At 58.6% G+C, this 14,452-nt stretch carries 13 protein-coding genes and 2 tRNA genes; 12 read left to right on the forward strand and 3 right to left on the reverse strand.

Features of this window, described 5'->3' with window-relative positions; genetic code table 11:
* Window positions 1-2: 2 nt before the first annotated feature.
* The gene (locus GTP46_RS07495) at window positions 3-2,252 is read left to right on the forward strand and encodes a RelA/SpoT family protein (protein WP_161006001.1); all 2,250 of its coding nucleotides are present in this window, start codon (window positions 3-5) and stop codon (window positions 2,250-2,252) included.
* A 74-nt stretch (window positions 2,253-2,326) separates the two neighbouring features.
* Here GTP46_RS07495 and GTP46_RS07500 read toward each other — a convergent pair whose 3' ends face one another.
* Genes GTP46_RS07500 through GTP46_RS07510 form a run of 3 tightly spaced genes read right to left on the reverse strand, consistent with a single transcriptional unit; the run spans window position 2,327 to window position 5,388 of the window.
* Complete coding sequence (locus GTP46_RS07500) at window positions 2,327-2,971, reverse strand: CatA-like O-acetyltransferase (protein ID WP_161006002.1); 645 nt, start codon at window positions 2,969-2,971, stop codon at window positions 2,327-2,329.
* A 15-nt stretch (window positions 2,972-2,986) separates the two neighbouring features.
* Window positions 2,987-4,468, reverse strand: coding sequence for a hypothetical protein (locus GTP46_RS07505; RefSeq protein ID WP_161006003.1), 1,482 nt, complete (start codon window positions 4,466-4,468; stop codon window positions 2,987-2,989).
* On the reverse strand, window positions 4,465-5,388 hold the full coding sequence (locus GTP46_RS07510) for a cation diffusion facilitator family transporter (RefSeq protein ID WP_161006004.1): 924 nt from the start codon (window positions 5,386-5,388) through the stop codon (window positions 4,465-4,467). Before GTP46_RS07510 ends, GTP46_RS07505 begins: the two co-directional genes overlap by 4 nt.
* Before the next feature lie 140 nt (window positions 5,389-5,528).
* On the opposite strand from GTP46_RS07510, the gene GTP46_RS07515 reads away from it, so the two are divergent.
* From GTP46_RS07515 to GTP46_RS07565, 11 genes are all read left to right on the forward strand, one after another.
* Window positions 5,529-5,605: transfer RNA gene (locus tag GTP46_RS07515), tRNA-Val, on the forward strand.
* A 48-nt stretch (window positions 5,606-5,653) separates the two neighbouring features.
* Window positions 5,654-5,730, forward strand: a tRNA-Val gene (locus GTP46_RS07520).
* A gap of 180 nt (window positions 5,731-5,910) precedes the next feature.
* Window positions 5,911-7,818 (forward strand): threonine--tRNA ligase, encoded by a 1,908-nt coding sequence (gene thrS, locus GTP46_RS07525; protein ID WP_161006005.1) that lies wholly within the window; start codon window positions 5,911-5,913, stop codon window positions 7,816-7,818.
* Between the two features lie 89 nt (window positions 7,819-7,907).
* Window positions 7,908-8,378: a translation initiation factor IF-3 gene (gene infC / locus GTP46_RS07530; protein WP_202414183.1), complete on the forward strand. Its 471-nt coding sequence runs from the start codon at window positions 7,908-7,910 to the stop codon at window positions 8,376-8,378.
* Window positions 8,379-8,587: 209 nt separating this feature from the next.
* Window positions 8,588-8,785 carry a 50S ribosomal protein L35 gene (gene rpmI, locus GTP46_RS07535; RefSeq protein WP_110849662.1) on the forward strand — a complete coding sequence of 66 codons (198 nt, stop codon included), beginning with the start codon at window positions 8,588-8,590 and terminating at the stop codon, window positions 8,783-8,785.
* Between the two features lie 25 nt (window positions 8,786-8,810).
* Window positions 8,811-9,170, forward strand: coding sequence for a 50S ribosomal protein L20 (rplT, locus tag GTP46_RS07540; protein WP_056156032.1), 360 nt, complete (start codon window positions 8,811-8,813; stop codon window positions 9,168-9,170).
* 83 nt (window positions 9,171-9,253) lie between these two features.
* A complete protein-coding gene (gene pheS / locus GTP46_RS07545; RefSeq protein WP_161006006.1) occupies window positions 9,254-10,273 on the forward strand; it encodes a phenylalanine--tRNA ligase subunit alpha in 1,020 nt (339 codons plus the stop codon).
* Between the two features lie 33 nt (window positions 10,274-10,306).
* Entirely contained in the window at window positions 10,307-12,733 is a 2,427-nt protein-coding gene (gene pheT, locus GTP46_RS07550) for a phenylalanine--tRNA ligase subunit beta (RefSeq protein WP_161006007.1), read from the forward strand.
* A gap of 143 nt (window positions 12,734-12,876) precedes the next feature.
* Window positions 12,877-13,227 carry an integration host factor subunit alpha gene (locus tag GTP46_RS07555; protein WP_092271767.1) on the forward strand — a complete coding sequence of 117 codons (351 nt, stop codon included), beginning with the start codon at window positions 12,877-12,879 and terminating at the stop codon, window positions 13,225-13,227.
* A gap of 17 nt (window positions 13,228-13,244) precedes the next feature.
* On the forward strand, window positions 13,245-13,649 hold the full coding sequence (locus GTP46_RS07560; protein ID WP_161006008.1) for a MerR family transcriptional regulator: 405 nt from the start codon (window positions 13,245-13,247) through the stop codon (window positions 13,647-13,649).
* 110 nt (window positions 13,650-13,759) lie between these two features.
* Window positions 13,760-14,392: a response regulator gene (locus GTP46_RS07565; RefSeq protein WP_161006009.1), complete on the forward strand. Its 633-nt coding sequence runs from the start codon at window positions 13,760-13,762 to the stop codon at window positions 14,390-14,392.
* Window positions 14,393-14,452: the final 60 nt, after the last annotated feature.

Consider the following 14,452-nt stretch of genomic DNA (forward strand, 5'->3'; position numbering starts at 1 on the left):
CCATGGTTTCCACCACCGCGCTCAACAGCGCAACGTCGGAGCAGCTGGTGCAGGGCCTGTCGCCTGATGACAGCGCCCGCATGCTGGCAGCGCTGGACTTTGCCGGCAGCGCCTACGCGGACAAGCTGGGCGCCAGCGGCCAACCGGCGATCGACTGCGCTATTGGCGTGGCTGGCACGCTGGCCTCGCTGAACACCGACGTCGAGACCCGCATCGCCGGCTTGATGTTCGAGTTAACCTTGCTGGATCCCGAGCAGGCGCCGATTATCGAACCGCGCTTTGGCCAGGGTGTCAACGACCTGGTGGCTGGTGTACGCCAGCTGATCCGCTTACGTGAACTGACCCAGACGCAAAATGCACCGGTTGCAGGGCGCGGCCGCAATGCCGCGCAACTGGCGGTGGCGCAGGTGGAAACCCTGCGCAAGATGCTGCTGGCGATGGCCTCCGATATGCGTGTGGTGCTGGTGCGTCTGGCGTCGTGCGTGACCACCTTGCGCCACTTCGCCGACATCAAGCTGTTCAACGACATGACTGCCGCTTACGGCCGCGAGACGCTGGACCTGTATGCGCCGCTGGCCAACCGCCTCGGTATCTGGCAGCTGAAGTGGGAGCTGGAGGATTTGTCGTTCCGCTTCATCGAACCGGAAACGTACAAGCGCATTGCCAAGATGCTGGAAGAGAAGCGCGTGATGCGCGAAGGTTTCGTCACCAGCGCGATCGCGCGGCTGCAATCGGAGATGGCGTCGGCAGGGATTCAGGCCGAGGTGTTTGGCCGTCCAAAACACATCTACTCCATCTGGGGCAAGATGAAAGGCAAGGAGCTGGACTTCACCGATCTGTACGATGTACGCGCGTTCCGCGTGATCGTGGCGGACGTGAAGACCTGCTACACCGTGCTGGGCGTGGTGCACAACATCTGGACCCCGATTCCAAAAGAATTCGACGACTACATCTCGCGTCCGAAGCCGAATGGCTACCAGTCGCTGCACACGGTGGTGACGGCGGAAGATGGCCGTCCGCTGGAGGTGCAGATCCGCACCCAGGAAATGCATAGCTTTGCCGAGTACGGCGTGGCGGCGCACTGGCGCTACAAGGAAACTGGCGGCTCCACTTTCACCGCGCAGCAGTACGACGAGAAGATCGCCTGGCTGCGTCAGCTGCTGGCGTGGAAAACCGACGTGGCGGATGCCGTGGTCGGACAGGAAGAACAGCAGCGCGAGTGGGTGGAGAAACTCAAGGCCGCCGCGCTGGACGACCGCATCTTTGTGCTGACGCCGCAAGCGCGCGTGATCGAATTGCCGGTCGGCGCAACGCCGGTGGACTTTGCCTATCATCTGCACAGTGACGTCGGCCACCGCTGCCGTGGTGCGCGCGTGGATGGCGTAATGGTGCCGCTGAATACGGCGCTGAAAAATGGCCAGACCTGCGAGATCATCACCGCCAAAGGCGCGCCGGGTACGGCTGGTCCGTCGCGCGATTGGCTCAGTGATGAGTACACGGTTGCGACCCGCACACGCTCCAAGATTCGTGCGTGGTTCCATGCCATCGACATGCAGGAAACCCTGTCGCACGGCCGCGCGCTGGTAGAGAAGACCTTGCAGCGCGAGGGCAAGACCGCCGTCAACCTGGAAGCGCTGGCCAACAAGCTGGGCTTCGCCAAGGTCGACGATTTGTTCCTGTCAGTCGGCAAGGATGAGTTCAGCCTGCGCGCCATTGAGAACGCACTGCATGACAGCGGCGAGCCGACCGGTCCTGCGGATGAAGTTCTCCTCAACAAGAGCCGCGCATCCAGCGTGGAGCAGGGTGCCAAGTCGGGTGTGCTGGTGGTTGGCACGGATGGCCTGATGACGCAGCTGGCCAAGTGCTGCAAGCCGGCGCCGCCGGATGGCATCGTTGGTTTTGTCACGCGCGGCAAAGGCGTGTCGATCCACCGCGCGACGTGCAAAAACTTCGCTGAAATGCGCGCCAAAGCGCCGGAGCGGGTGATTGTCACGGAGTGGGGACGTGCAGGTTCGGATACGGTCTACCCGGTCGATATCTTTATTCTGGCAAACGACCGTCAGGGTCTGCTGCGCGATATCTCCGAGATTTTCTCGCGCGAGAAAATCAACGTTATCGGCGTCAACACCCAGTCGGCAAAAGGCTTCGCGCGGATGACCTTCACCGCTGAAATCGGCGCCACAGCGCAGCTGCACAAGGCGCTGAGTGCGATCTCCGAAGTCGGCGGCGTGCAGGAAGCCCGCCGCGCTTGAAACCCGGGGTCAGTTCTGCCATTGGTACATGGGCTCGTGTGCGATTGGCAGAACTGACCCCGGAGTTTCGGAGTTTATGCCGCCATCGTCTGCGCAATGCGCGCGGCGATGGCTTCTGCCAGCAAGTGGATGTGATAGCCGTCCACGAAGCCATGGTGCGCTTGCACCGACATCGTCATCGCCAGCTTGCTATCGTCGCGCTGGTCGCTGAAACGGCCCCATGCCAAGGATGGAATGTCGTAGTCCTTGTGCTTGTAGATCGGGTGCTCGATCGAGGCCAGCTTCAGCCACGGCATGCAGGTGATGTGGATGTTGCGGCGCTGGTCATACTCGCTCAAAGCTTCCGAGGTATTGATGATCCCGGTGCTTGCCTCCGCCACTCTCTTGGCCTCGACACTGCGCGCCACAAACTCCTTCAAGTCGGCCGTCATCTCAAAGCGTGCAAAGTTCAGGTTCTGGTCCTGGTTGATGACGGTGTACGAAGCCCAGAAATCCTGGATCTTGATCACCTCGCCCTGGTGGACGCGGTACATGAAGTTGTCGATGCCTTCCAGCGCGTGCAGTACGTGGTACAGGAAGAAGTGGAATGGCGCCAGCCCGTGCTGTTTGCAGTAAGGCCGGAACTCCGGCACCTCCAACTCAAAGCTCAGGTTGACGAGTGGTTTTTCGAACGATGCAAAAGCATTGTATCGGTCGCGGCGTTTTTCAAAATTATGCATGGTGATACTGTGGTGTTAAGGTTGTGTGCTGTCCAGCGTGAGTGGCTTGATGGTCCGCTGTAAAGCTTGCACGCGCGGATCGTTTGGCGCAATCATGCTGAGCGCGATAATCGCGTCGTCTGATATCGCAGGTGAGGATTCTGCTGCCGCCAGCAGCTCGGGAATGTAGCGGTTAGCTTTGTCGCCGGCATGACCAATCAGTTCTCCCAGCGACATCATGGGCGCGGGATGTTCCGGACTTGGGGCAATGCGCGGCATTGTATGGCTGGACATCAGCAGTTTGACTAGTGCGGGTAGCGTTGGCTCCAGCATGGCCTGAATCTGTTGGGCCTCGTTCTTTTCCCGCCAACCGTTCATGGAAATATATCCGACCGATTGCGTGAGTTCGATCAGGGCCGTGTCGACTTTGGCGACGTCTGTAGAGGCCAGGTCACTGCCGATGATTTGGCCCAGTCCTTGCCCTAGCTGCTCGGCTGGCTCCGGCATATGTGTGAGTACAGTCGTCATTGCCGCCAGTACGCAAGCGCGTGGTGTGGCGGCGCTGTTGCGGGCAAAATCGAGCATCTCGGCTGCAGTTGGCGAGTCGTCCGGCAGGCCGGAGTTGCGGCCGGCATATTCTGCGCCGCTGATGTGGCAGGCGGCGTTGCTGATGCGCTGCCGGTCGTGCGTGGCCAGCGCTTCCTTCAGGATGCCGAAGGCGGTGCAGGATTGACCTTGTGCAGCGCCCAGATCGGTATTCAGAATATTGGTCGGGCGAGCGTGATCTTCCACCTCCAGCAGTCCAGCCCAGCCTTGAATGCTGACGCGTCCTTTAGGCGTCTCACAACGGTTGTAGACGATTTCTCGTGTGCCGCCCAGTGCAGTGGCGCCAAACGCGCGATCGCCGCAGAGCGCGCCGAAGTAGTGCGGGACTGGATCGCCGTTGAAATCGCTGCGGTAGTAGATCGCGGATTTGTATTGCTGGTAGGCGGCGGGTAACTCGTAATGGAAGTTTTGAACCACTGCCGGCTGTTGGCTGGAGCACATGCCAGAGTTGGTTTCCAGTTGCAGCAGTTCCCTTGCCGGCGCGCCATCCAGTACCAGTTGGTGGTTGGCGCCATCGAGCTTGATTGGTTCGGCATCGATGAAGAAATCAGTTTGCGCAGGATAACGCCACTGCTCCTTGCTGTTCATATAGCGGATCGTATAGTGCGCCCCCGGTTTGAAGCCACCGACAGGTTCCACACGGGCCAAGTAGCGCTGTGGTTTGCCTTTAACGCCAAGGTCGGGCCAGCTAAGTTGTGCTTTCAGCGGTCCCGGCTGGGCATCTGACACGATGAGGAAGGCGGAGGGCTGCAGCTTTTCGTTTTGGGTCAGGAACAGGGTGCCGCGTGCATTGGCGGGCAGACGTTTGAGATCGGCGTGGACAAATCCGGTTTCAGGCAGTGACATGCAGGAGCAGGCCCAAGCTGGGCTGAGCGCGAATGCCGCGCTGAGCGCAATAAGAAAGCGGATCATGCGTCCCCCGGCGGGGCGACTTCTGCTTGCAGGGTGATGTGGTCAATGCCGTGCTTTTCCAGCAGCATGGCTTTGATATTGTGCAGGATTTCCGGCCAGCGTTCCAGGTTGACGATTTCGACGTGGCCGATCAAGGCCGGCTGGCCCGGTGACATATCCCACACGTGCAGGTCGTGCACGGAGCAGATGCCATCCAGTTGCTCAAGGTCGGCGCCGACTTTTAAGTAGTCGATCTGTTCGGGCACACCGCCCATCAGGAAATGGTAGGACTCGCGCAGCACGCTCACGGTGGACTTCAAAATCAGCAGCGCCACGAACAACGACAGCAGCGGGTCGATCTGCATCCAGCCGGTGTAGTAGATGACTGCGCCGGAAACCAACGCCGCCACCGAGCCCAGTAAATCGCCCAGTACATTTACCAGCGCGGCCCGGGTGTTCATATTGCTGTCGCCGCGCGAGAGCATCCATGCCAGTACGAGATTAATCACGAGGCCCAGCCCGGCCACCACGAAGACGGTTGCGCCATGCACTTGCTCTGGCTGCGAAAAGCGGCTGATGGCTTCGTAGCCGATCCAGCTGACCAATACCAGCAGCACCAGGCTATTCACAAACGCTGCCAGCGCTTCTGCGCGGCCGAAGCCGAACGAGTGGCGCGCGGAAGGAGGGCGCTTGGCGATCAGTTGCGCCAGCAAGGCCAGGCCCAGTGCCGCTGCATCAGTCACCATATGGCCCGCATCGGAAATCAGCGCCAGCGAATTGGACATGAAGCCAGTCACCACTTCCACTACTGCAAAGCCCAGTGTCAGCACCAGCGACCAGGCCAGCACGGACTGGCTGCGCTGCACGGTGTAGTGTTTGTAGTGGGCGTCACCATCACGATGTTCGTGCAGGTGGGCGGAAGGCGAGGTGTGGGCTTGCATAGGTGGCTTATTGAATGGGATAGGCAACAGTTTAATGCAAGCCAGAAACGCCTGCTTTGTACTTCTCATAGGAGAAAAAGAAATGTTTCCTATGATGACCCTTGTTTTTCTTCGGATCGCTCTCTATAATGCTGGTCTTCGGGCGGTTAGTTCAGCTGGTTAGAATACTTGGTCGACATCCAAGGGGTCGGGGATTCGAATTCCTCACCGCCCACCAGAATACGTAGGTTAGCAGTAAATAAGCAGTAAAATAGAGAAGGTCAACGGGCGGTTAGTTCAGCTGGTTAGAATACTTGGTCGACATCCAAGGGGTCGGGGATTCGAATTCCTCACCGCCCACCAGAACACATGTAAGAGCGAGAAAGGCAATCACGGTTATGACACCGCGAACTACTACCAAGCTTTGGGAGTGACGCTAGTTAACGGGATTCTTTTGCTTGAAAAAAGAGAAAACGCGGCTAGCCCGCGTTTTTTTTCGTCCCAATTTTTAACACCCTTCTTTTTAGATCACCGGAGATCACAATGATTTCAGTTCGCCTTCCTGATGGTTCCGCCCGCGAATTCGACGGCCCGGTCACCGTGGCCCAAGTGGCGTCCAGCATTGCAACCAGCCTCGGCAAGGCCGCGCTGGCTGGTAAAGTCGATGGCAAAGTGGTGGATACCTCTTTCCTGATCGAGAAAAACGTCGATCTGGCTATCGTGACCGATAAAGACCCGGAAGGTCTGGACGTGATTCGTCACTCGACCGCCCACTTGCTGGCTTATGCCGTCAAGGAGTTGTTCCCTGATGCGCAAGTGACCATCGGTCCTGTGATCGACAACGGTTTCTACTATGACTTCTCGTACAAGCGTCCGTTCACGCCTGATGACTTGGTCGCCATCGAAAAAAAAATGGGCGAGCTGGCGAAAAAAGACGAGCCAGTCACCCGCAAAGTGCTGCCGCGCGATGAAGCTGTGGCGTACTTCAAATCGATCGGCGAAGCCTACAAGGCCGAGATCATCGCATCGATCCCTGCTGATCAAGACGTTTCGCTGTACAGCGAAGGCAGCTTCACCGACCTGTGCCGCGGCCCGCACGTGCCATCGACCGGCAAGCTGAAAGTGTTCAAGCTGATGAAGCTGGCCGGCGCTTACTGGCGCGGCGACAGCAAGAACGAAATGCTGCAACGCGTGTACGGCACCGCTTGGGCAAAAAAAGAAGATCAAGAACAGTATCTGTTCCAGCTGGAAGAAGCGGAAAAGCGCGACCACCGCAAGCTGGGCAAGCAGCTGGACTTCTTCCACTTCCAGGATGAAGCGCCGGGCCTGGTGTTCTGGCACCCGAAAGGCTGGACCATCTGGCAGCAAGTGGAGCAGTACATGCGCAACAAGTATCAGGTCAATGGCTACCAGGAAGTCAAAGCGCCACAGATTCTGGACGCCAGCCTGTGGGGTAAAACCGGCCACTGGGACAACTACCGCGAAAACATGTTCGTGACCGAATCGGAAAACCGTTCGTACGCGCTGAAGCCGATGAACTGCCCGGGCCACGTGCAGATCTTCAACAGCAATATGCGTTCTTACCGCGACCTGCCGCTGCGCTACGGTGAGTTCGGCCAGTGCCACCGCAACGAACCGTCGGGCGCGCTGCACGGCATCATGCGCGTGCGCGGCTTTACCCAGGATGATGGTCACATCTTCTGTACCGAAGAACAGATCGAGCCGGAAGTGGTGTCCTTCCATACGCAAGCCATGGAAGTCTATAAGGATTTCCACTTCAATAATATCGACGTCAAGCTGGCGCTGCGCCCGGATAACCGCATCGGCACCGATGCGGTCTGGGATGAGGCCGAGGAGGCGCTGCGCTCCGGCCTGCGCGCCTGTGGTGTGACCTGGACCGAGCTGCCGGGTGAGGGCGCGTTCTACGGTCCGAAGATCGAGTACCACCTAAAGGATTCGCTGGGCCGTCCATGGCAGGTCGGCACCATGCAGGTTGACTTCTTCATGCCGGAGCGCCTGGGTGCCGAGTACGTGGCTGCGGACAATAGCCGCAAGGTGCCAGTCATGCTGCACCGTGCAATCGTTGGTTCGATGGAGCGCTTCATTGGCATCCTGATCGAAAACTATGCTGGCGCGCTGCCGGCATGGCTGGCGCCAGTGCAGGTATCGGTGCTGAACATTTCGGATGCGCAGGCTGAATATGTGCAGCAAGTGGCTGAAAAGCTGCGCCGCTGCGGCTTCCGCGTACAAACCGATTTGCGCAACGAGAAAATAAACTATAAAATACGCGAACATTCCGTCCAAAAACTGCCTTACATCTTAGTTGTAGGTGACAAAGAGCGGGATGCCAACACCGTCGCCGTGCGGGCACGGGGCAATGTCGATTTGGGCGTCATGTCCATCGATGCCCTGATAGAGCGACTGCAACAAGACGTCGCCACCAAAGCCTAAGCGCACTGGCAATTCATTAGATTTTAAAAGGAATCACCATAGCTACTGACAAGTCGCATCGCATCAATGGCGAAATCACTGCCCCTGAAATGCGTTTAAGTGGGGTCGATAACGAGCCTCTCGGTATCGTGAGTTTGGCCGAAGCCTTCCGCCTGGCGGAAGCGGCAGACGTCGACCTGGTCGAGATCGCGCCTACCGCGGTCCCACCGGTCTGCCGTCTGATGGACTACGGCAAATTCAAGTATTCGGAGCAGAAAAAGGCTCACGAAGCGAAATTGAAGCAGAAAATCATCGCCGTGAAGGAAGTCAAATTCCGTCCGGGCACCGATGATGGCGACTACAATATCAAGCTGCGTAACCTGATCAAGTTCCTGGAAGAGGGTGATAAGACCAAAATCACCCTGCGCTTCCGTGGCCGCGAGATGGCGCACCAAGATATTGGTTTCCGCATGCTGGAACGCCTGAAAGCCGACCTGGAGCCGCATGGCCAGGTTGAGCAATTCCCGAAAATGGAAGGCCGCCAGATGATTATGGTGCTGGCGCCGAAGAAGAAAAAGTGACCGCAGGTCATCCCCGCGCAGGCGGGGATCCAAAAAAAGGACACGTTTGTGTCCTTTTTTCTTTTTTCTAGGCTATAATGTTCGGCGGTAGTAAATGTAGTGGACTCGCATCCGCTGCACAAACAAGTGAGAGCAGGCATCTAAGAGCGACGTAGTGTTGCCACCTGTAATCCTGTTTAATAGGAGCTGTCCGAGAGGGCAGAATATCTATGCCAAAAATGAAAACCAAGAGCTCTGCGAAAAAACGTTTTCGCGTGCGTCCAGGTGGTACCGTTAAATCGGGTATGGCTTTCAAACGCCACATCCTGACCAAGAAGACGACTAAGAACAAGCGTCAACTGCGCGGCACCCGTAACATCAATGCGTCCGACGTCCAGCGCGTCTACGCTATGATGCCATCCGCTTAATCTCACACTCATCTAAGGAGCTAATATGCCTCGAGTAAAACGTGGGGTTACTGCGCGTGCCCGTCATAAAAAAGTACTGAATCTTGCCAAAGGCTACCGCGGTCGTCGTAGCAAGGTATACCGTATTGCCAAGCAAGCAGTGATGCGCGCTGGCCAGTACGCATACCGTGACCGTCGTAACAAGAAGCGCGTCTTCCGCCGCCTGTGGATCGCTCGTATTAACGCTGCTTCCCGTGAGCACGGCGTTACCTACAGTGTATTCATGAACGGTCTGAAGAAAGCTGCTATCGAACTGGACCGTAAAGTTCTGGCCGATATGGCTGTTATGGACAAGCCAGCCTTCGCTGCGATTGTCAACGTCGTTAAAGCTAAAATCGCTGCTTAATTTTTAAGCGCGGATTTACGCAAAAGAACGGGGCAAGGGTCAAACCTGTGCCCCGTTTTTTGATTCAAGGATAAGAAAAACGCATGGACTCCCTGGAACAACTCGTCGCTTCAGCAGTGCAGGATTTCGACGCGGCCAAAGACGACGCCGCCGCACTGGAAAATGCCAAAGCCAAATACCTGGGCAAAACTGGCCAGATTACCGAATTGATGAAGGGCTTGGGCAAGCTCGACCCGGACGCCAAGAAGGCGCAGGGCGCGCTGATCAACGCCGCCAAGCAGCAGATCGAAGCCGCGCTGACCGCGCGCCGTGATGCACTGGCCGAGGCGCAGCTGCAAGCCCGTTTGAATGCCGAGGCAATTGACGTCTCGCTGCCTGGCCGCGGCCGCGCCGGCGGTGGCATTCACCCGGTGATGCGTACCTGGGAACGTGTGGAAGAAATCTTCCGCTCGATCGGTTTCGACGTGGCCGACGGCCCGGAAATCGAAAATGACTGGACCAACTTTACCGCGCTGAACAGCCCGGAAAACCATCCTGCGCGTTCGATGCAGGACACCTTCTACATCGAAGGCAACGACACCCAGGGCAAGCCGCTGCTGCTGCGCACCCACACCTCGCCGATGCAGGTGCGTTATGCGCGCAACAATAAACCGCCGATCAAGGTGATCGCGCCGGGCCGCACCTACCGCGTCGACAGCGACGCCACCCACTCGCCGATGTTCCACCAAGTGGAAGGCCTGTGGATCGCCGAGAACATCAGCTTTGCTGACCTCAAGGGCGTGTACCTGAACTTCGTCAAGGCCTTCTTCGAGACCGACGATTTGCAAGTGCGCTTCCGTCCGTCGTACTTCCCGTTCACCGAACCGTCGGCCGAGATCGACATCGCGTTTGGTAGCGGTCCGCTGAAAGGCCGCTGGCTGGAAGTCTCCGGCTCGGGCCAGGTGCACCCGTCGGTGGTGCGCAATTTCGGCCTGGATCCGGAGAAGTATATTGGTTTCGCGTTCGGCTCCGGCCTTGAGCGTCTGACCATGCTGCGCTACGGGATCAACGACTTGCGCCTGTTCTACGAAGGCGACCTGCGTTTCCTGAAGCAGTTCAACTAATACGGACACGATAAAAAGAAAGCTCGAACGAATATGCAATTCTCCGAAAACTGGCTCCGTACCATGGTCGATCCGAAGATGACTTCGGACGAACTGGCCCATCTGTTGACGATGTCCGGCCTGGAAGTGGAAGAAGTAGAAGCGGTCGCGCCGCCGTTCTCCAACGTGGTCGTTGGCCACGTGCGCGACATGGCCAAGCACCCGAATGCTGACCGCCTGAACGTCTGCCAGGTCGACGTCGGCACCGGCACCTTGCTGAACATCGTCTGCGGCGCGCCGAACGTGCGCCCGGGCCTGAAAGTGGTATGCGCCATGGCTGGCGCCGTGCTGCCACCGGGCGCCGATGGCAAGCCGTTTGAAATCAAGGTAGGCCAGCTGCGCGGCGTTGAGTCGCAAGGCATGCTGTGCTCGGCCAAGGAACTGAAATTGTCGGAAGAGGGCAGCGGCCTGCTGGAACTGCCGGACGACGCACCAGTCGGCCAGAACTTCCGCGATTACTACGCACTGAACGACCTGAAATTCACCATCAAGCTGACGCCGAACAAGGCGGACTGCCTGTCGGTGCTGGGCGTGGCGCGTGAAGTATCGGCCCTGACCGGTGTGGCGCTGACTGCGCCATCGTTCCGCGCAGCGACCGTCAACAGCGCGGAAAAACTGCCGGTGAAAATTTCGGCGCCGGACCTGTGCGGCCGTTTCTCGGGCCGCGTGATCCGCAACCTGAACGCCAAAGCCGTCACCCCGGACTGGATGAAGCAGCGCCTTGAGCGCAGCGGCCAGCGTTCGGTATCGGCGCTGGTGGACATCTCCAACTACGTGATGCTGGAACTGGGCCGTCCGACCCACGTGTTCGACCTGGCCAAGATCCACGGCGGCCTCGATGTGCGCTGGGGCCGCAAGGGCGAATCGCTCAAGCTGCTGAACGGTAACACCATCGAGATCGATGAGTGGGTCGGTGTGATCGCCGACGAGAAAGAAATCGAATCGCTGGCCGGCATCATGGGCGGCGACGCCACCGCCGTGTCGCTGGAGACCGAATCGATTTATCTGGAAGCTGCTTTCTGGTGGCCGAACGCGATCCAGGGCCGCGCCCGCAAGTACAATTTCTCGACCGACGCAGCGCACCGCTTCGAACGTGGCGTGGACTATGCCACCACGGTTGAGCACATCGAGCGCATCACCTCGCTGCTGATCGAAATCTGCGGCACCACCACCACCCAGGTGGGCCCGGTGGACGACCAGATCGTCAACGTGCCAAAACGTGAGCCAGTGCAAATGCGCACCGCGCGCGCGCAGAAGGTCATCGGCGTGGCGCTGGACGACAAAGTCATCGCTGACATCTTCACCCGCCTGGCGCTGCCGTTCTCGCTGACGGATGGCGTGTTCTCGGTGACCGCTCCATCGTACCGCTTCGACATCGAAATCGAAGAAGACCTGATCGAGGAAGTGGCGCGTGTCTACGGCTTCGAGAACATCCCGACCGTGGCGCCGGTAGCAGCCAACACCATGATCATCGCGCCGGAAAACACCCGCTCGCTGTTCGCGGTGCGCCACCAACTGGCCGACCTCGGTTACCAGGAAGTGGTCAACATGAGCTTCGTGGAAGCCGCGTGGGAGCAGGACTTCGGCGGCAACGCCAACCCGATCAAGCTGCAAAACCCGATCGCCAGCCAGCTGAGCGTGATGCGTTCGAGCCTGGTCGGCAGCCTGGTTGCCAACGTGCGCTACAACCTGAACCGCAAAACCAACCGCGTGCGCGCGTTTGAAATCGGCGCCATCTACCAGCGCGACGACAGCGTGGCCGACGGTCCGCTGACTGTGGCTGGCTATCACCAGCCGAAACGCGTGGCCGGTATCGCTTATGGTCCGGTGGCGGACGAGCAGTGGGGCCAGGACACCCGCGCCGTCGACTTCTTCGACGTCAAGGCCGACCTGGAGCACCTGTTCGCCCCAGTACAGCTGCGTTTCGTGAAAGCGGAACACCCGGCGCTGCACCCGGGACGCTCGGCCCACGTGCTGCTGGACGGTAAAGTCATCGGCTTCATCGGTGAGCTGCACCCGCGCTGGCTGCAGAAATACGAGCTGCCAAACGCCCCGGTGGTGTTTGAAGTCGAGGCGATTGCCTTGCAGCAACGACCTGTGCCAAAATATGATGAGATTTCCAAGTTCCCGGGCGCCACCCGTGACCTGGCAGTCGTCGTCAAGCAAGATGTGCCGGCGCAGACGCTGCTGGACGCGTTTGATGCCGCTGTGCAAGCAATTCCGCAAGGAAAAATTGTGCAAGCCATTGTTTTGTTTGATGAATATCGTGGTAAAGGTTTAGAGGCAGACGAAAAATCGCTTGCTTTCCGCTTTAGCTTGCAAGATACTCAAAACACGCTGCAAGACGATGTGGTGGAGGCCGTGATGGCTGCCGCCGGTGACGCCGTCAAGCAAAATCACGGCGCGCGCCTGCGTACCTAAAGCGTTTATTTTTTGACCATTCGGGAGTCCGGCTTGTGCCGGACTTGTTCATTTTTACTATAAGGCAGGGCTGGAAAATTAATAATAACGACGTTGATTCCGCCGTACTCCAATCCGCATTGGCTGCCGATTTGCACCGGGCCATGCAGGTTGCCAAGGTGCGCCAGGATGCGGAAAAAGATTTGCCTACGCTGACCAAGGCGGAGCTGGCCGAACTGTTGTTCGAGCAAGTCGGCCTGAACAAGCGTGAGGCCAAGGACATGGTAGAGACTTTCTTTGACGAGATCCGCAACGCGCTTGAGCGCGGCGAGGCCGTCAAGCTGTCCGGTTTCGGTAACTTCCAGCTGCGCGACAAGCCGCAGCGGCCGGGCCGCAATCCGAAGACCGGCGAGGAAATCCCGATCACGGCGCGCCGCGTCGTGACTTTCCACGCCAGCCAGAAACTCAAGGGCATGGTCGAAGAGAGCAACCCATCGATGGCGCGCGCCGCCTGAACGGGAGTTAAGCTGCAATGAACGATCGTCTCGCCAAGTCCGAACTGGTCGTCCTGCCGCCGATTCCAGCCAAGCGCTATTTCACGATCGGTGAAGTAAGCGAGCTGTGCGGCGTGAAGCCGCACGTGCTGCGCTACTGGGAGCAGGAATTCACCCAGCTCAAGCCGGTCAAGCGCCGCGGCAACCGCCGCTATTATCAGCACCACGAAGTGCTGCTGATCCGCCGCATCCGCGAGCTGTTATACGAACAGGGCTTCACCATCAGCGGCGCCCGCAATAAACTGGACAACCGTGGCTACGACAGCGGCGCCGAGATGGACGCTGCCGTCCATGGCGCGCCGCCGGAGATGCCGCCGCCGCTGGACCGGGAGCATATACGCAGTGAGCTGCTGTCCATCCTGGCGCTGCTGAAAGTCGACTGAAACGCCATGCGCACTGCTGGCGTAAGGAGCGGCTGGCGATTTGATTGCTGCTATACTTTCAATATTATTCGATTATTAGCGGCGGAGCCTGGGCACGACGAGAGGAAACAATGATACGCGTTGCCATTTGTGACGATCACCAAATTGTAAGAGCAGGCTTTAAACAGATTTTTTCATCCTCGGACGATTTCGAGGTGGTGGCGGAAGCCGGTACCGGCCGCGAAGCGCTGGACATCGCCCGCCGTGAAATTTGCGATGTGCTGTTGCTCGATATCGCTATGCCGGATCAAAGCGGGATCGATACCTTGCGCACCATCCGCCAGGGCCAGCCCGACCTGCCGGTGCTGATCCTGTCTGGCTATCCGGCGCAGCAGTATGCGCTCAACCTGTTCAAGATGGGCGCCAACGGCTACCTGAACAAGGAGTGCGAGGCCGACGAACTGATTACCGCCGTGCGCACCGTGTTCCAAGGCCGCCGCTATGTCAGCTCCACCGTGGGCGAACTGCTGGCGCAGACTTTTGACCGCGATCCCAACACGGCCTTGCACACGGAATTGTCGGACCGCGAGTTCCAGGTGTTCCTGCGCCTGGCGCGCGGCGCCACCGTGTCGGACATTGGTGTGGCGCTGTCGCTCAGCATTAAAACCGTGAGCACGTACCGTACCCGCATCATGGAAAAGATGGGCATGCAGTCCAACTCGGACCTGACTTACTACGCCATGAAGAATAATCTGCTGGATTAGCGCGCACTGTTGGGGTGCGCACAGACGCACTGAATTTTCTTCCAGTCTATAATTTGCATC

Origin of the sequence: Duganella flavida (assembly GCF_009857445.1) — a bacterium.
Taxonomy (GTDB): Bacteria; Pseudomonadota; Gammaproteobacteria; order Burkholderiales; family Burkholderiaceae_D; genus Rugamonas; species Rugamonas flavida.

Excerpts from the sequence above, each read along its gene's own strand:
- GTP46_RS07505 (WP_161006003.1), bottom strand. The coding sequence starts at position 4,468 with ATGATCCGCTTTCTTATTGCGCTCAGCGCGGCATTCGCGCTCAGCCCA.
- rplT (WP_056156032.1), top strand. The coding sequence starts at position 8,811 with ATGCCTCGAGTAAAACGTGGGGTTACTGCGCGTGCCCGTCATAAAAAA.
- infC (WP_202414183.1), top strand. The coding sequence starts at position 7,908 with ATGCGTTTAAGTGGGGTCGATAACGAGCCTCTCGGTATCGTGAGTTTG.
- GTP46_RS07565 (WP_161006009.1), top strand. The coding sequence starts at position 13,760 with ATGATACGCGTTGCCATTTGTGACGATCACCAAATTGTAAGAGCAGGC.
- GTP46_RS07500 (WP_161006002.1), bottom strand. The coding sequence starts at position 2,971 with ATGCATAATTTTGAAAAACGCCGCGACCGATACAATGCTTTTGCATCG.
- thrS (WP_161006005.1), top strand. The coding sequence starts at position 5,911 with ATGATTTCAGTTCGCCTTCCTGATGGTTCCGCCCGCGAATTCGACGGC.
- GTP46_RS07560 (WP_161006008.1), top strand. The coding sequence starts at position 13,245 with ATGAACGATCGTCTCGCCAAGTCCGAACTGGTCGTCCTGCCGCCGATT.
- GTP46_RS07495 (WP_161006001.1), top strand. The coding sequence starts at position 3 with ATGGTTTCCACCACCGCGCTCAACAGCGCAACGTCGGAGCAGCTGGTG.
- GTP46_RS07555 (WP_092271767.1), top strand. The coding sequence starts at position 12,877 with ATGCAGGTTGCCAAGGTGCGCCAGGATGCGGAAAAAGATTTGCCTACG.
- rpmI (WP_110849662.1), top strand. The coding sequence starts at position 8,588 with ATGCCAAAAATGAAAACCAAGAGCTCTGCGAAAAAACGTTTTCGCGTG.
- pheT (WP_161006007.1), top strand. The coding sequence starts at position 10,307 with ATGCAATTCTCCGAAAACTGGCTCCGTACCATGGTCGATCCGAAGATG.
- pheS (WP_161006006.1), top strand. The coding sequence starts at position 9,254 with ATGGACTCCCTGGAACAACTCGTCGCTTCAGCAGTGCAGGATTTCGAC.
- GTP46_RS07510 (WP_161006004.1), bottom strand. The coding sequence starts at position 5,388 with ATGCAAGCCCACACCTCGCCTTCCGCCCACCTGCACGAACATCGTGAT.